Consider the following 16,627-nt stretch of genomic DNA (forward strand, 5'->3'; position numbering starts at 1 on the left):
GCATGAAAATAGCTGCGCTGACGATGGTGTACCGCGACTATGAAATGCTGGCGCGCTGGTGCGATTATTACGGCGACATGCTGGGCCGCGAAAACCTTTTTATCGTCTCTCATGGTGCCGACCCACGGCACCGTGAGATTGCCCAAGGGTGCAACTGCATCACTGTCCCAAGGGAGCCCGTTGCGAATTTCGACACGTGGCGGTTCGAAATGCTGCATCGCTTCGTTCAATTCCTGTCCAGTTCCTATGAATGGGTCATTCGCACGGATTCGGATGAGTTCATTGTCGCGGACAGGGCATATGGAACCGTGCCCGAGATCCTGCAGCGTCAGGAGGTTCCGTTCGCCTTTGCCCTCGGCCTTGAGGTTTTCCAACACGAAAGCGAAAAGGAACTGGCGCCAGACCCTATCACCACCCAGCGGCGCTATGGTCTGGTTCTTGCGAGGTATTCCAAGGCGTTTGCGGTACGAAATGGCATGCGGCTGGAAAACCATGGGGTTCACATAAACCCTCGAGGGTCATCTTCCTACACTGTAAACATGCCTGAAGGGCTGTATCTGCTGCACATGCGGATGTGTTCGAACGCCGTGCATCAGGCCCATCGTGATCGAAAAATCATGATGAAGAACGCGCCGCGCTCGTGGAAGAATCTGGACAAGTGGGAACGGATTATTCTTGACCACATTGCTTTGGGTCAGGTCGATGATAGCGATGCTCATCTAAGTCACGTCCGGAACGTTCAAAGCAATCGCCACAGACCAGCCTGGTATCGGCGCGGTATCCTTGTGCCTGTTGCGACACCCGACATGAACCGCGTCGTGGAACTCCCGCAGGGTATTCTCGGCCAGGTGTGATCGGAAGATCGTGCTATGAACCGGCCGCGTCGTTCAGCCGCCAATCGTAATCATACGCCCTGACCCGCTGTGTTTGCTGCAATCGGGCCCGCAAGTCGGGATCGGCGGCCGTTCGAATATAGGACAGCACGGCCTGTTCATTTGGTCCAAAATCTTCGCGGAACCAGATGTAGATTTTTGACAGGACAGGCCTTCCGTGATCATTGAACCGCACCCCGCGCGGATCATTGACATAGGCACGCTCGGCCGCGGCAAAGTCCTGCTCCAAGGTCCCGGCCTGCCAAGCGCGGCTCTTCAGATTGGGACAACCCACGGCCGCGCAGTTCAACGCATAGTGGATGCGGGGCTCATCATATGTGGGTCGGATGATGCGATGCTCGATATCGTTCAGGGTCAGCGTCTGCCCCGCCACCTCAACCAGAGGCCGGTTCCAGGGGCCGATCGACAGCGGCCCGTCTTTGATGTCGCGGATCGAGGCGACGGGATAGTTTTCAAGAACCACATCCACCGTCACTGCATTATAGAGATTGATCCAATAGGCCAGCTGCTGATCGCGAGTCAGTTGCCTCGGATCCACGGCTTGCAAATCGGTCAGATAACCATCCAGCCGCGCTCGGTCGGCCTGCGTCACCTGCCCATAAGGCAGCCGATTTACACCTTGCGCATCCGGCGCGACATAACGGGACAGGAAAGCCGTCCAATCACCGTGATCAACCCGTTGTCCGGGCAGTGGCGCGTAGCTTGTCAAGGTCTGCCCCGGCAAGGTCTCAGGCGCGGGCAGCGCCAAACGCTCAACACTGGCGCAGGCGGCCAGCAAGGACAGCAGCAGGATCAGCAGGTATCTCATGACGCGTCCTTCCGAATCTGGCGCAGGGCCCGCATCTGACCCTTGAGCCGCTTCAGCGGGGCAAGCGAGGGGTCGCCAAGCTCGGGCAGATCCGGCCCACCAGACAGACGCGGCACGGCGGCGTTCCACCAGCTTGGGCCGGTCGGGCCTTCGATCCGGTCCGGGCTGGCCAGATGCATATCGCGCTGCGCATTGTGTACACACATCGACAGCGGTCCGTTGGCCGTCGCGACCATGAACACGCATGAGGCGCAGCGATCCTCCTCAAGCGCATCCGCCGCCATGAAGTTATGGATGAACACGGCCTGCCGCCGCACCGGGCCGCGCAGCAGCCCTGATCCCAGACGCACCACGCTTAACGCCAGATGACCAAGCGCCCGCAAGGCCAGAAGCGGGTGCCGCCGGATCATGCGCCGCAGTTTGGGGCGGATGCGGATATGCGCGTCCTGCTTATCGTCAACGCCCTCAAGCGCGGCGATCACCCGATGCACCAGCCGCCGGTTCGACAGCAACGAGACCGCGCGCCCTCCGGCGGTGACCACACTGGCATAACGATTGCATTTGGAATGCCCAACGGCAGCAGTGTCGAAATGCAGCGGCGTGCCGTAGCCTGCTTCGATCGCGCGCGTCACACTGTCCTGCGTGATCGCATCGGGCCGCACGCGCATAACACCGCGCCCGGTATCGGCCTGCATCTGGAACGACACAAAGGTAACCTCCGGGCGGTCACGCAGAAACCGGGCCAATTTCGGTATCTCGCCGAAATTGCCGCCAAACACGGTGGTATTGAACAGGATACGCAACCCCAACCCGCGCGCGCGGCGGATGTAGGCGCGGCGCACGGTGTTCAGTTCGACCTCGGTGCTGAACCCTTTTCGTTCCTGGGTCAGGTCGACGTGAAAGGCGACATCATCCAACCCTGCCGCTGCCAGCCGCGTCAGAAAAGCCCGGCTGGCGCGGATACCGTTGGTCATCAGGCAGGACCGCATGCCCAGACGGCGGATCTCGCGGCACAGGGTCTCAAGATCCTCGACTTTGCGCAGGGTCGGATCACCGCCCGTCAGTTGTACCGAGACACCTGTGCCATAGTGGCTGCGGATCGTGGCGAGCCGTGCAAACAGAACCGAAAGCGGTGGGTCAAAGGTCATCTCGGCCCGGTCCGAGAGGTAGCATAGCGTGCAATCCAGATTGCAGTGCTGGGTGACCTCAAGCGCGACGCAGGCGATGGGGTAAAACCGCCCCGCTGTCTGTCCCGCGCCAAATTCACCGCAACTTAGCAAACCACCACGCAAGGGGGCACGACGGTCGGTACCTGCGAACTTGCGTCCGGCGGGGGCAATGGCGGGCTGGGGATGCGCGGTGTCTTTCATACGCACCAAGCTAGAGAGGGCTCGGACAAGCGACCACGCCCTCTCACGCCAACGTGCGGGCCGGTGAACGATCAGCCGCAGCAGCCACCGGATTGTTTCACTTCGGTCGCAGACGGAGCCTCGTTCACATTCGCACCCCGACCCAGCCAGGTGCGTTCGGCCAGATAGAAACCGGTGAAGCGGTCGTGAAAGTCGTCGGACACGGATTTCTGCGGAATGCCCGTGGCCTGTAGGGCCTGCTGCCACGCTTTCACCTTGGGATAATCGGCCAGCATGTCGTGCCCACTGTGATCGGCGACAATCGCAGCGCGGTGCAACAAGGGCAGCCATGCCATATCCACATTGCCCAGCGTTTCCCCTGCAAAGAACGGACCATCGCCCAGTTGTTTTTCCGCCTTGGCAAAGGCGGCGTTCAATTTGGTCACGCGTTCACCAAATACCGCGCTGTCCGCACTTTGCATGGTGCTGCACTGAACCAGATAGTGTTTGCTGGCCTGATAGCTCCACGCTCGGTTCAAGGCGCGCTGTTCGGGCGTCAGATCGGGTTGCAGCAGGGCAGCGACTTCATCAAGATATTCAGCGATTGCGTCTGACTCGAACAGCGGCGTGCCGCCTTCGGTCACCAGCACCGGCACCTGGCCTGTGGGCGACAGCTCAAGAAACCAATCAGGCTTGTCGCTAAGGCTGATGAAGTCAATTTGATAAGGCACCTGCTTGGCTTCAAGCAGCGCCGTGACGCGCTGAACGAAGGGGCAGATTTTAAAGCTGATAATACGGATCATTGGTCTTTCCTTTTGGTTGCTTCACCTGTCGGACGAAGCCCACGCCAAAAAGACGACGATCAGATCAACATTTTCTGCAATTGGTGGATTTTTCCTGCACGTCCGAGATGTTTCCCCGCACATCCATCGAAATATTGCAGCAGTCTTCAAACGCCTTGCGCAGCTCGGACCGACCTTTTTGAACGCGTGACTTGAGGGTCGAATAGGACAGCCCATGCGCCTGTGCATAATCGCGTTGTGACATGCCATTGATGTCTATGGCCATCAACATATCTGCGGTCTCGGCGGGCAGACCCCGAATGAAGGGTTCGACACAGCCTTCAAGATCCTGACGGGTTTCGGGATCATCGCGATGATACCACAGGTCATCCGGATGCGCCTGCGCACGGCCCGCTTTGCGATAGTGGTCAATGATAGTGCGATCCGCCGTCTGAAACAGCCACGGCTGCAGCTTGGCCGGATCTTTCAAATCAGGCAGGCCGGTGAAGACCTTGACCGAAATCTCTTGCAGCAGGTCATCCACATCCGCCGTATTGGACACGCGCGAATGCAAAAACGCCTTTAGACGAGCGCGATATTTCGGCCAAATATCTTCGATCTGCATGCTGGTTTATGACAGGTAATCGGCGAACGCGTCCACCACCTGCTCATAGACCTCACGCTTGAAGGGCACGATTTCCGCGATCAGCTTGCCGGGGTCTTGCCATTTCCAGCGGGTGAATTCCGGGTGATCCGTTGCGATGTTGATCTGATCGTCGCTGCCGGTAAAGCGCAGCAGGAACCATTTCTGTTCCTGCCCGCGAAAGCGGCCCTTCCAGATATTGGGCACGATCTCATGCGGCAGGTCATAAGCCAGCCAGCCATCGGTCTCGGCCACCACCTTGACCAGATCAGCGGTCACGCCTGTTTCTTCCCATAGCTCACGCAAGGCAGCATCGCGGGGGTCCTCACCCTTGTCCACCCCACCCTGCGGCATCTGCCACGCGTCCTTATGGCGGTCATTACGCTGGCCGACAAAAATCTTGCCGTCGGCATTCATCAGCATCAACCCGACGCAGGGGCGATAGGGAAGTTTGGCGATTTCTTCGGGGGTCATGCGTGGCCTCATGGGGATGTTCAGGCAACCTCTAACAAGCGCCGCGAGGTCCGCAAAGGGGGTGACGTTAGGTTTCGCGTGACAAAGTTTACGCGCGCGTCAATTTAGGTTGCAAATTCGTGAGGGAGAGTTTCGCCATGACTGCGTACCCAAACATGCTGGCCCCGCTGGATCTGGGTTTTACTACGTTGAAGAATCGCGTGCTGATGGGTTCGATGCATACAGGGCTTGAGGAAACCGGCGATTGGAACCGCGTGGCCGAGTTCTATGCCGACCGTGCGCGGGGTGGCGTAGCACTGATGGTGACGGGCGGGATTGGCCCGAACCTTGAAGGCTCGGTCCTGCCGGGCGCGTCAATGATGACCAACGACAAAGAAGTGGCGAACCATTCCATCGTGACGCAGCGGGTACACGAAGCAGGCGGCAAGATCGCGATGCAGATCCTGCACGCGGGCCGCTATGCCTATGGCCCGAAATGTGTAGCCCCCAGCCCTGTGAAGTCTCCGATCTCGCCGTTTCCGCCAAACGAGTTGGACGAAGACGGCATCGAGAAACAGATCAGCGATATCGTCAACGCTGCCCGATTGGCCCAGAAGGCAGGCTATGACGGGGTCGAGATCATGGGCTCTGAAGGGTATTTCCTGAATCAGTTCCTTGTAACCCACACCAACAAGCGCACCGATCGTTGGGGCGGGTCGTATGAGAACCGGATGCGCCTGCCCATCGAAGTCGTACGCCGCACGCGCGAGGCGGTGGGAACGGACTTCATCATCATCTACCGCCTGTCGATGATTGACCTGATCCCCAACGGCTCGACCCATGATGAGGTGGTGGAATTGGCGCGGCGGGTAGAACAGGCCGGTGCGACGATCATCAACACCGGCATCGGTTGGCACGAAGCACGGATTCCGACGATTGCGACCAGTGTTCCCCGCGCCGCCTTTGCGTGGGTGACCAAAAAGCTGATGGGCAAGGTCTCGATCCCCGTGATCACCTCAAACCGGATCAATACACCGGAAGTGGCCGAAGAGGTTTTGGCGACAGGCTGCGCCGATATGGTCTCAATGGCCCGCCCAATGCTGGCGGATGCGGATTTCGTGAACAAAGCGATTGCCGGGGACAGCGCCAAGATCGCGCCCTGTATCGCCTGCAACCAGGCCTGCCTGGATCACACGTTCAGCGGCAAGCTGACCTCATGCCTGGTTAACCCGCGCGCCTGCCACGAGACCGAGTTGGAGATTGCCAAGGCAGATACGGTCAAGACAGTGGCTATTGTCGGTGCTGGCCCGGCTGGTCTATCCACCGCCATGACCGCCGCCCAGCGCGGCCATGAGGTCACCCTGTTCGACCGCGCCAGTGAAATTGGCGGTCAGCTGAACATGGCCAAACAGGTACCGGGTAAAGAAGAGTTCTGGGGCCTGGTCGACTGGTACCGCACCATGATGGCTGATCTGGGTGTGAAAGTGGAACTGAACCGCGAGATTAGTGCCGATGACCTGACCGGTTTTGACGAAGTGATCATCGCCACCGGTGTTACCCCTCGCGATCCGCAGATACCGGGACAGGATCGGGACAACGTCCTCAGCTATATCGACGTGCTGCGCAACAAGGCCGAGGTCGGCGCGTCCGTCGCCGTGATCGGCGCAGGCGGCATTGGTTTTGATGTGTCCGAATTCCTGATTGAAGACGGACATAGCCCCACAACCGACTTGCCCGTCTGGATGAAGGAATGGGGTGTGACCGACCCCGAGGATCACCGCTCGGGCCTGGCCCCCGAAGGCCCGCAGCCCGAGGCTCCCAAGCGGCAGATCACCCTGTTGCAGCGCAAGAAGCAGGCACACGGCAAAGGGCTGGGCAAAACTACGGGATGGATTCACCGCGCAACGCTAAAGATGAAAAACGTCAATTTCGTAGGCGGCGTGAACTATGAACGCATCGACGAGGACGGCCTGCATGTAACCTTTGGCGAAGAACGCGCTGATCCGACTGTCATCCCAGCGGATACGATTGTTCTGTGTTCTGGTCAGGTGTCTGAACGCTGCCTTGCCAACGCGCTGATCGATCGCGGCATCACCCCGCACGTGATTGGTGGCGCGGATGTAGCGGCAGAGCTGGACGCCAAGCGGGCGATCAATCAGGGCACACGGTTGGCGGCTAGCCTCTGAGTTCGTACAAAGGTTACTCGGAAAGCGCGAGCTTGACGCCCAGCGCACCAAACGCGGTTGAGAAACACCGCTTGATCCAGGTCATGACGGATGGTCGGTGAATGACATAATCCCGCGCCAGCGCCGCGCAGGCTCCGTATCCAACAAAGACCACAAAGGTCAGTGCCATGAAGGCAAGGGCGAGCTTGATCAGTTCCAGCCCTGCGTTCGCCGTACCTGCCGGTAAGAACTGTGGCAGGAAGGCCAGAAAGAACAAGGATAGTTTGGGGTTCAGAACATTGATCAAAGTTCCGGTCACCGCGATTTTGACGTGGCTTACCGAGGATTTCTCGGCATTGACCTCCAATGCGCCGCCATCTTTGAGAATCCCCCAAGCCATATAAAACAGATAAAGGACACCCAGATACTTGATGAGCTGAAACGCCAGCGCGCTGGTATGCAAAAGCGCGGCAAGCCCGATGATACTGGCAAGCGCTGCCGGAACGATTCCAATTGTACATCCAACTGCGGCCGCAAGGCTGGCGCGAAAACCGCGCCCAAGACCAACGGCCAGCGTGTATATCACACCGGTCCCCGGCAATAGCACCACAATTAAGGATGTCAGAAAAAACTCAAGCGACATGCCGCCTCCAACTTGTTCCGAGGCAGAGTTTCCGACAATCAAATTAATGTAAACCGTTTTCGCTGGCAGTTCTGGTGACTACTCCACCGTAATCGTAATCACCTCGGACACAATTGGCGTTGCATGCGGCACGTGGCCTGCATCGCCCAACACCAGTTGCAGCGTGTGTTCACCGGGGGCAAGGTCCAGCGCCACTTCGGTCTGACCGCCACCAAAATGCAGGTGATTGTCGTCTGCGGGCAAACCATAGGCCAGCTCATCCGCGCCGTCTTCGCCCTCACCTAGCGGTGGGCGGTCAATCAGCAAATGATGGTGACCGGTGTTTTCCTTCTCGGTCCCAGCCGGGGCCACGCCCATGCCGCTAAGACCAAAGACCACCGTCACGGGGGACTTGACGGTATCCCCGTCCGCCAGATTGACGAAATAAACCTTTGCTTCGGGGTTGGATGGCGTTTCTCCACCGGCCAACGCAAGGGTTGCGGACAGGCACAGGGCAGCAAGGGCGAAAAAGGCTTTCATGATCTCCTCCGTGGTCACAAATTTGCCATTCTCATCTTAGCATATTCGCGCCAATGCCCCTAAACCCTTTGTCTTTTTTGGGGTGTAGTCACCTTGGAAACTATTGTTTCCGCGTTTCCCATCTGCAAACGATAGCAATTAAATCCCTGATATTATCCCATGTCTGCCCCGTTTCCGCCCAGATTGGGCGCCAAAGTCAGGCAGAGACAAAACGCCGGGGAACGAGTATGGACCGACTGACCGAAATGGAAGCCTTTGCCAATGTGGTGGATCAGGGTGGGTTCACCGATGCGGCCAAGAAGATGGGTATTTCCAAATCTGCAGTATCAAAGCATGTATCAAGCCTAGAGGCACGGCTGGGCGCACGATTGCTGAACCGTACCACGCGTCGGGTATCCCCGACCGAGATCGGGCTGGCCTATTACGACCGCGCGCGCCGCGTACTGAATGACGCGGGCGAAGCGGATGCGCTGGTCACCTCAATGCAATCGGCACCTTCTGGCCTGCTGCGAATCAGCGTGGCGACGGATTTTGGGGTGAACCATCTGTCGCCGGTGCTGTCGGACTTTTTGGCCGCGTACCCGGATATCACCGTGAATATGGTTCTGAACAACCGTTACGTGGAATTGATTTCCGAAGGCTTCGACGTCGCCGTACGCATTGGTGAGCTTGAGGACAGCACCCTGCGCGCACGTAAACTGACCGAAACCGTGAAACGGATGGTGGCCGCGCCCAGCTATATCGAGAAATTCGGTCGTCCGCAGAAAATCGACGATCTGAATGAACACAAGCTGCTGCATTACTCGAGCCAATCCTCGGGCAATGTCTGGAGGTTGACGGCACCGTCAGGTGAAAAAAGACAAGTGCGCACCGCCGGTTGGCTCAGCGTGAATGACGGCCAGTCGCTGTTGAACGCGGCGATCTCGGGGCTGGGGATCGCATATCTGCCCAGCTACCTGTATGCCGAAGCGCTGAAATCCGGCGAGGTACTGGATGCGATGCCGTCATTGCCCGATGAGGTGCAGGGTATCTATGCCGTCTATCCACCCGGCCGCTTCACGCAGCCCAAAGTACGCGCGTTCATCGATTTCCTGGTTCAGTCCTTTGCGGAAAAAGGCCTGATGGATTGGGTGGACTGACCCGATGCTCAACAGGCTGAACAAATGAATACAGCTATTCAGACCGAGAATAGCACCGAGCACGCCGATGGCGACGCACGTCCTGCATCGTCAACAGGGTCAAAAACGCCCCCGGTTTCAGCCGTAAGCGAAATCACTGGCCTGATTGGCGTAGTCGGCCTTTTTGCAGCAACATTGGCAGCCGTCTATTTCGACACATCGTTGTTGCAGTCCATTCAGTTGTTGTTGGCGGGTGCCGCGCTTCCGATGATTGTGTCGTCTATCCTGCTGGACAGGGCCCATTTGCGCGCCTCAACAGGATTGGATTATGGGCTGAGGAGGCACTCTTCAGATGTTGTCTCAATCACGGTAACAAAGACCCTGGGCCTTGGGGCGACCTTTTTCGTCATCGCCATGGCCTACCAGATCATTCCGACCTACGACTCGTCGAAATACGAGCTGGTTCGCGCACTGACCCTTGCGTGGTTTCCTATAATTTGGATTCTGTCCCCAGCTTATATTGCCTTCACCACCCGCCACATGGTCGAGCCGCGCGACGAACTTTGGCACTTTGGTAAGCTGATCACCCTGCAGCTTTCCGTCGTGGATTCTGAAAAGATCAAAGACCATTGCAGGACATGGCTGGTCAAAGGGTTTTTCCTGGCCTTCATGATCACCATCCTACCGCAGATCGTCAGTTTCGTGACCAACGCGGATCTAGAGAGCTTTTTTGCCGATCCGGTGTCGCTCATCCTGCTCTTGATCCAGGTTTCCTTTCTTGTGGATGTGTGCATCGGGTCGATTGGCTATGTCTGCACGTTCCGGGTTCTCGATTCACATATTAGAACTGCGAACCCGTATCTGTCTGCCTGGGTCGCTGCGCTGGTGTGTTATCCCCCCTTCGCGTTGATGACCACTGGCGGCCCGCTCGACTATCGCGCAGGCACGCAATCATGGACGGATTGGCTGTCGGATCAGCCTGTGCTTTTGATTGTTTGGGGCGGCGTAATTCTGTTGCTTGCCATAATCTATGCCTGGGCAACCGCTGCGTTCGGGCTTCGTTTTTCAAACCTGACCCATCGCGGGATTATCACGACCGGGCCGTTTCGTTATTCCAAGCATCCTGCCTATCTGTCCAAAAACATCATGTGGTGGATGCTTTACATGCCATTTCTTTCGGCCGTCGGACCAGCGGCCGCCCTTCAAAGCTGCATTTTGTTGTTGGGGGTGAATGCACTGTATTACGCGCGCGCCAAGACGGAAGAAAAGCATCTTATGACCGACGAAGACTATCACGTCTATGCTGACTGGATCGCGGAATATGGCCTGATTGCGCGCTTGCGAAATCAACGTCGCAGTCAGAAACCCTGACGGTCAGAGCCAACCGAAGGCGATTAGTCGAAGAACAACCACAGATCGTCTTCGTTTTGTCGACAAATCGTCTCTTTTGCCAGTGATAGTGCAAGTAACAGGAAAGATCTCCCCCGGTGAACCTCGACGGCCCGCGCATCAGTGCGGGTCTTTTTTTCTTGATTGTCTTTTAGAAACGCTCGACCCAAGGACGCAAGGTCAGCTCGTTACTCCAGGCGGATCGGTCCTGATGTACCAAATGCATGTATTCCCGCGCGATGGCGTCCGGGTCCAACATGCTGTCGGGGTTGTCCGTAGCCTCAACCCGTTCCGGACGGGACGCATTGCGGATGCCACCGTCGATATTGACCCACGCCACGTGGATGCCTTTGGGGTGCAACTCGCGCGCCATGGATTGCGCCAATCCGCGTTGTGCAAATTTGCCCATGGCAAAGGGTGCGGACAGCGGAAAGCCTTTGACCCCAGCCGAGGCACCGGTGAACAGAATCGTTCCGCGCCGGTTGTCCCGCATCGGCTGGTCCAGCATGCGGCGGGCAGCGGCCTGCCCTAACAAAAAGGCCCCGTGGGCCGTTACTTCAACTGCCTTGCGTACCGTTTCGGGGTCCAGATCGGTGATGGGACCACGCTGCCGGGCCGAGGGGTTGTAACAGGCCACACGCAATTCACCCGGCAGATCGGCGACCAACGCCGCTACGCCCGTGGCATCCGTACCGTCCAGCTGATGAAGCGTCGCACCCGTTTCGGCAGCCAGTGGTTCCAGTTTCGCGATATCGCGCGCGGTCAAGTGCAGCGCATATCCATCCCGAGCCAAGGCCCGCGCGAATGAGGCCGACAGGCCTGCCCCCGCGCCGATGATCAATGCCTGAGGGGTTTGTGTCTGATCGGCCATGGCGGGCTCCTTCACTCTTGGACCTCTCACTGACCTAAGTCGGTGCGATCAATTGACCAGCAATACGGCCTCAACCCGGCGATTCAGGTCGCGCCCTTCGGCGGTCGCGTTTGACGTCAACGGCGCCAGATACCCAATCCCCCGCGCCTCAAGCCGGTCGGCGGCAACCCCATGCGCCTCGATCAGGCGGGTTCGCACCGCTTGCGCCCGACCCGTGCTAACCGAGATATTAGCATCCAGCGCGCCGGTATCATCTGTGTGGCCCACCAACGCCAGCCGCGTACCCGGATTGTCGGCCAAATACCCGGCAATCAAATCCAGAGAGGCAAAGAGCCCGTCACCCAGCGTGATCTCACCGGTACGGAAATGCAGGTCGTCCAGAATCACATGCCCGTTCTGGGCCAATTCGCTCAGCAGGCCGTCTGAACCACTGACCGTTTCCTCAATCACCAGCGGCGGCGGAGCAGCGACACCAACCGGGGTGACACGGATCATCTGCACATAGCCGCTGGGCGGGTTGCGGCTGACCAGCAGGCTCAGCACCTCATCCCCGCGCGTGGCAGCCAAGAAGCGATAATCCTGGATCGAGACATACATGTCGGGGGTCGGCACCACCTCGGTCCCGAAGCGGAAATCGAACCCGCCGCAGTTCCGAGCCTCGCATTCGAACAAAACCTCATAGCCCTGCGCGATGATCTGTTCACGCAATGGCGCCAACAATTGCAACGTGGTGCTAGAGCCCGATTGCACACGCCATGTGATGCGCTCAATCTGCCCTTCGACGTGGCGCACGGGCAGGCTGCCATCGGCAAAGGGGCCAGTTGGCAGATCGTAACTGTCCAAGGGGCTGACACGGTCGCTGAGTTGACGTGCGCCGCTAGGCAGGGTCAGGTCTTGCGCGGCAAGCGGTCCGGCCAGCAACACCAGGATCAGAAAGGCAATTCGGGTCATCGGGCCTGCGCGTGATATTCGTCGTTCGGGGCCATGGCCGTAGCACTGGCAACCCGGTTCGACATGTTGAAAAATCCGGTGACATTGGCAAGGTCCCAGATATCCCGGTCTGTCAGCCCGACATCCCGTAGGTGTTGGCGATCGGGCTCTTCGATCTCGGCGCTGGAAGTCGTCATTTTGGCGGCGAAATCCAGCAGCGCGCGCTGTCGCAGGTCCAGTGGCGCCACACGGTAGTTCATCACCAGCATCTCACCCAATTGTGGATCGCCCGACAATTGCCGCACCGCTGCGCCATGGGCCACAAGGCAGTAAAAGCACTTGTTGATCGCCGACACGACCACGGCGATCATTTCCCGTTCCAGCTTGCTCAGCCCACTGTCGCCCAGCATCAGATCGTTATACGTCGCCGTAAATGCGTTCAGCTTGTCGATATCAAACGCATAGGCCCGCAGCACATTCGGTACAAAGCCCAGCTTTTCCACACAGATATCAAAGTATTTCTGCGTCTCGGGCGGCAGCGGGTCCACCATCGGCAAATTCAGCGCGGTGGGCATATTCTGGTCGGTCACGTCAGGCTCTCTCCTTGGACAAGCTGACGGTAGTGGTATTCGCCGACAATCTCCATCCCAAGTGCGTGATAAAGCCCGTTGGCCGCAGCATTCGCCTTGGTGCAGATCACGCTGAGTTTTTCGGCACCGTTTTCCTGTGCCCAAAAGGCTGCCGCGCGCATCGCCCAGGCACCCAACCCGTGTCGCCGGTGCTGCGGCAGAACCTCAAGCGCGTGAACCATTGCAACACCGTCTTGAATCGCGACAAATACAGTACCGGCGGGCTGATCGTCGCGGCGCAGCAGTAGCCCGGTTTTCGGGCCCTTCGCCCGCTCCATCACCGCAACACGTGCCGGACCAATCCCCCCATGGGCCCAAATCTCGCGCATGATCGCAAGGGGTTCCGGTGTTGGAAAGACCATCACGCGCGGGATCGGTGTATCGGTCAGGTGATCAGTTGGGCAGGCATAGATGTTAACCGGATCCAGAACCTCATACCCGCACGCGGCAAGCTGAGCATCCAATGCCTCATCCCCCGGACGCAGACAGAACAGGCGCTTTTGCCCCATTGCCTGCATTGCAGCCTCGGCGGCGCTGATATCAGCTTCGGTCACCGGGCCCAGTGCACTGGCCGCTGACACCCGCGATCCGCCGCCCTGCCCTTGTCGCAGCTGAAACGGCCCCAGCCGTTCATAGCCCGCAGCGGGCCAGGTGCCGTCAACGATGTCGGGCCAGTTGACGCTCACAGATCAAGCTCTTTCGCCAACCGGGTGACAGCCGCGTCGATCCGTGCCCCGTCTGTGCCGCGCACAACCACGTTCGCCCCAAACACGCCGTTGATCTGGTACGGGTAGCTGCCGATGGACAGGTCCGAGAAATCTTCAGCTAAGGCGGACAGCGGTCCCGCGATATCACCCTCACCACGTTCCACGCGCAGGGTTTGCGACAACAACGGGCTGCCACCGGTCAGGCCGGGCAACACGCTGGCAACCATCGCCTGAAACACCGAGGGCACCCCGGCCATCACATGCACGTTCTGAATGGTGAACCCCGGCGCGGTCGAAACCGGATTGTCGATCAGCGCCGCCCCGTCCGGAATGCGCGCCATACGCAGGCGGGCCGCATTCAACTCCTGCCCGGATTTGTCATAGCGGGCCTGCAACAAAGCGCGCGCATCCTCGCGCACGTCGATAGGCGTGTCGAACGCACGGGCAATGCTGTCGGCGGTGATATCGTCATGGGTCGGGCCGATCCCACCGCTGGTAAAGACATTGTCATAGGCTTCCGACAACGCCTTGACCGCCGTTTCAATGGCGGATGCGTCGTCGCTGACAATGCGCACCTCTTTCAGATCGATGCCATGTTTGGTCAGTTCACCGGCGAGGTAATGCATATTCGCATCTCGGGTGCGGCCTGAAAGGATTTCATCCCCGATCACCAGCATTGCAGCGGTTGGATTGGCCATGGCGCGTGCCTCCCTCTTGATCGACCTTTGGGGCAGGTATAGGCCCTGAGGCATGAAATTTGAAACCCCCCTTGTCCCCGCCCGCCTGATCCGACGCTACAAACGCTTCCTGGCCGATTGCACGTTGGAGGACGGGCGCGAGGTGACCGCACACTGCGCCAATCCGGGCTCAATGATGGGTCTGGCGGAGCCGGGCGAGAAAATCTGGCTGGAGCCCAACGACGACCCGAAGAAGAAACTGAAATACGGCTGGCGTTTGGTCGATCATGAAAATGGACACTTTACCGGGGTCGACACCTCGGTTCCCAACAAAGCCCTGCGCGCGACACTGGAAGCTGGTGAGATTCCGGAACTTGCTGCCTATAGGACCGTCCGCCCCGAGGTGAAATACGGCGAAAACAGCCGCATCGACTTTTTATTGACCCAACCGGGCCTGCCAGATGCCTATGTCGAGGTCAAAAGCGTCACCCTGTCTCGCCAACCGGGACTGGCCGAATTCCCGGACAGTGTCACCGCCCGCGGCGCCAAGCATCTGGGTGAATTGGCGGCGATGGCGGCGCAGGGGCACCGCGCGATCATGCTGTATCTGGTGCAGCGCACCGATTGCGACCGGTTCGCGCTGGCCGCGGATATCGACACAGCCTACGCGGCCGCGTTCGAGATCGCGCAGGGGCAAGGGGTCGAGTGGCTGATTTACGGCACGCGCATTGCACCCACCGAAATCACGGTCGGCGAAAGGATTCGGGCGCAACCCGGATAAGGCCGGATTTTATCTGTTGCGCCCGTTGCCATTTCCCGGTCCGCGCGTTTGACTATGCCCGGGTCACCCGTACCAACGATTTACCAACCAGTCAGGGGAACGCACTTGGAGTCCAATCAAGAAAAGCTAGTTGCCTTGCGGCAAGATTTTCACCGCTTTCCGGAACTTGGGTTCGATGAGACACGTACCAAGGCCAAAGTAGCGGAATTTCTGCGCGATCTCGGATTGGACGTTCACGAGGGCGTCGGCGTCGTGGGGGTGTTGAAAGCGGGTACAGGCAACCGGGCCATCGGGCTGCGCGCTGATATGGATGCCCTGCCGATTCATGAGACCAGCCAGCACGATTACCCCTCGGAGACCGACGGCGTGATGCATGCCTGTGGGCATGACGGCCACATGACCATGTTGCTTGGCGCCGCGCAAGAACTGGCTGCTGATCCCGGTTTCGATGGCACCATAGTTTTTTTGTTCCAGCCCAATGAAGAACATGGGCTCGGCGCGCGGGCGATGATTGATGAAGGGATTCTGGAACAGTTTCCGGTGGACGAGATCTATGCCATTCACAACCTTCCCGGTGCCCCTGTCGGGCAGATATCGACGCGGACCGGGTTGATCTGTTCCTCAGAAAGCCTGTTCGAGATTGCAATCACCGGTCAGGGGGGTCATGCCTCGATGCCGCAAGCAGGGCGCGATGCGATAACCATTGGCGCGGACATGGTGCAGGCATTGCAGACCATCGTATCGCGTAAACTTGCCCCCGGTGCCGGGGCAGTGGTGTCAGTAACCGAGTTTCTGACCGATGGGCAACGCAATGTTCTGCCGGGACATGCGACTTTGAAAGGCGACGTACGCGCCCGCAGCCCCGAAGACCGCATCACCATCGAGGGCCTGATGCGCGAAATCGCACGCGGTGTGGCCATCGCGCACGGGGTCTCGGTCGATGTCATGTTCAACACGGAATTCATCGAAACAATTAATGCCGAGGAACCCACACAGGCCGTTGTTCGGACCGCACGATTCATCGGCGCCGACACCATCCCCGACCGCCAACCCATGAGCTTTTCCGAAGATTTCGCTCATTTCAGCGCGGCCGTTCCGGGCTGTTTTCTGCTGATGGGAAATGGCGAAACCGGACCGCATGGGCAACCGCTGCACTCCAGCGATTACGATTTCAATGATGAATTGCTGCTCTTGGGGGTCGATTTCTGGACTGCGCTTGCGCGCGATCGTTTGCCCGCAAGGGATTGAACCGAAGCGGCCACAATGGATA

General features: G+C 58.8%; 18 protein-coding genes. 6 read left to right on the top strand and 12 right to left on the bottom strand.

The genetic code is table 11. From position 1 onward, the window contains the following. The first annotated feature begins 2 nt into the window (after nt 1-2). Nucleotides 3-854 carry a glycosyltransferase family 2 protein gene (locus ACR0LY_RS09925; RefSeq protein ID WP_170349785.1) on the top strand — a complete coding sequence of 284 codons (852 nt, stop codon included), beginning with the start codon at nt 3-5 and terminating at the stop codon, nt 852-854. A 13-nt stretch (nt 855-867) separates the two neighbouring features. On the opposite strand, the gene ACR0LY_RS09930 is transcribed toward ACR0LY_RS09925, so the two are convergent. The 5 genes from ACR0LY_RS09930 to ACR0LY_RS09950 form a co-directional block, all read right to left on the bottom strand. Then, entirely contained in the window at nt 868-1,701 is an 834-nt protein-coding gene (locus ACR0LY_RS09930; protein WP_170349784.1) for a DUF547 domain-containing protein, read from the bottom strand. Next, entirely contained in the window at nt 1,698-3,071 is a 1,374-nt protein-coding gene (locus tag ACR0LY_RS09935) for a radical SAM protein (protein ID WP_170349783.1), read from the bottom strand. Before ACR0LY_RS09935 ends, ACR0LY_RS09930 begins: the two co-directional genes overlap by 4 nt. A 71-nt stretch (nt 3,072-3,142) precedes the next feature. Next, nucleotides 3,143-3,853, bottom strand: a complete 711-nt coding sequence (locus ACR0LY_RS09940) for a glutathione S-transferase family protein (protein ID WP_170349782.1) — start codon at nt 3,851-3,853, stop codon at nt 3,143-3,145. Between the two features lie 64 nt (nt 3,854-3,917). Next, on the bottom strand, nt 3,918-4,457 hold the full coding sequence (sigZ, locus tag ACR0LY_RS09945) for an RNA polymerase sigma factor SigZ (RefSeq protein ID WP_170349781.1): 540 nt from the start codon (nt 4,455-4,457) through the stop codon (nt 3,918-3,920). A 6-nt stretch (nt 4,458-4,463) separates the two neighbouring features. After that, on the bottom strand, nt 4,464-4,949 hold the full coding sequence (locus ACR0LY_RS09950; protein ID WP_170349780.1) for an RNA pyrophosphohydrolase: 486 nt from the start codon (nt 4,947-4,949) through the stop codon (nt 4,464-4,466). A gap of 137 nt (nt 4,950-5,086) precedes the next feature. Here ACR0LY_RS09950 and ACR0LY_RS09955 point away from each other — a divergent pair, with 137 nt between their 5' ends. Then, nucleotides 5,087-7,114 (top strand): NADPH-dependent 2,4-dienoyl-CoA reductase, encoded by a 2,028-nt coding sequence (locus tag ACR0LY_RS09955; RefSeq protein ID WP_170349779.1) that lies wholly within the window; start codon nt 5,087-5,089, stop codon nt 7,112-7,114. Between the two features lie 13 nt (nt 7,115-7,127). Here ACR0LY_RS09955 and ACR0LY_RS09960 read toward each other — a convergent pair whose 3' ends face one another. After that, nucleotides 7,128-7,736 (bottom strand): LysE family translocator, encoded by a 609-nt coding sequence (locus tag ACR0LY_RS09960; protein WP_170349778.1) that lies wholly within the window; start codon nt 7,734-7,736, stop codon nt 7,128-7,130. 78 nt (nt 7,737-7,814) lie between these two features. Continuing rightward, nucleotides 7,815-8,255: a DUF4399 domain-containing protein gene (locus tag ACR0LY_RS09965; protein ID WP_170349777.1), complete on the bottom strand. Its 441-nt coding sequence runs from the start codon at nt 8,253-8,255 to the stop codon at nt 7,815-7,817. A gap of 227 nt (nt 8,256-8,482) precedes the next feature. Here ACR0LY_RS09965 and ACR0LY_RS09970 point away from each other — a divergent pair, with 227 nt between their 5' ends. Next, nucleotides 8,483-9,394, top strand: coding sequence for a LysR family transcriptional regulator (locus ACR0LY_RS09970; protein ID WP_170349776.1), 912 nt, complete (start codon nt 8,483-8,485; stop codon nt 9,392-9,394). Nucleotides 9,395-9,418: 24 nt separating this feature from the next. Next, nucleotides 9,419-10,744, top strand: a complete 1,326-nt coding sequence (locus ACR0LY_RS09975) for a methyltransferase family protein (RefSeq protein ID WP_170349775.1) — start codon at nt 9,419-9,421, stop codon at nt 10,742-10,744. Between the two features lie 169 nt (nt 10,745-10,913). Here the strand turns inward: ACR0LY_RS09975 and ACR0LY_RS09980 are convergent, their stop codons facing one another. From ACR0LY_RS09980 to ACR0LY_RS10000, 5 genes are read right to left on the bottom strand one after another with little or no spacing between them, the layout of a single operon-like run. After that, the gene (locus ACR0LY_RS09980) at nt 10,914-11,633 is read right to left on the bottom strand and encodes an SDR family NAD(P)-dependent oxidoreductase (protein WP_170349774.1); all 720 of its coding nucleotides are present in this window, start codon (nt 11,631-11,633) and stop codon (nt 10,914-10,916) included. 48 nt (nt 11,634-11,681) lie between these two features. Then, nucleotides 11,682-12,584 carry an OmpA family protein gene (locus ACR0LY_RS09985; RefSeq protein ID WP_170349773.1) on the bottom strand — a complete coding sequence of 301 codons (903 nt, stop codon included), beginning with the start codon at nt 12,582-12,584 and terminating at the stop codon, nt 11,682-11,684. Beyond that, the gene (locus tag ACR0LY_RS09990) at nt 12,581-13,153 is read right to left on the bottom strand and encodes a peroxidase-related enzyme (protein ID WP_170349772.1); all 573 of its coding nucleotides are present in this window, start codon (nt 13,151-13,153) and stop codon (nt 12,581-12,583) included. Before ACR0LY_RS09990 ends, ACR0LY_RS09985 begins: the two co-directional genes overlap by 4 nt. Beyond that, on the bottom strand, nt 13,150-13,878 hold the full coding sequence (locus ACR0LY_RS09995) for a GNAT family N-acetyltransferase (protein ID WP_170349771.1): 729 nt from the start codon (nt 13,876-13,878) through the stop codon (nt 13,150-13,152). Before ACR0LY_RS09995 ends, ACR0LY_RS09990 begins: the two co-directional genes overlap by 4 nt. Continuing rightward, on the bottom strand, nt 13,875-14,597 hold the full coding sequence (locus tag ACR0LY_RS10000) for a competence/damage-inducible protein A (RefSeq protein WP_170349770.1): 723 nt from the start codon (nt 14,595-14,597) through the stop codon (nt 13,875-13,877). Before ACR0LY_RS10000 ends, ACR0LY_RS09995 begins: the two co-directional genes overlap by 4 nt. A gap of 52 nt (nt 14,598-14,649) precedes the next feature. On the opposite strand from ACR0LY_RS10000, the gene sfsA reads away from it, so the two are divergent. Next, nucleotides 14,650-15,357, top strand: a complete 708-nt coding sequence (gene sfsA / locus ACR0LY_RS10005; RefSeq protein WP_170349769.1) for a DNA/RNA nuclease SfsA — start codon at nt 14,650-14,652, stop codon at nt 15,355-15,357. A 105-nt stretch (nt 15,358-15,462) separates the two neighbouring features. Continuing rightward, on the top strand, nt 15,463-16,605 hold the full coding sequence (locus tag ACR0LY_RS10010) for an amidohydrolase (protein WP_254440205.1): 1,143 nt from the start codon (nt 15,463-15,465) through the stop codon (nt 16,603-16,605). The last annotated feature ends 22 nt before the right edge of the window (nt 16,606-16,627 follow it).

The organism is Ruegeria sp. BC5 (assembly GCF_056539205.1).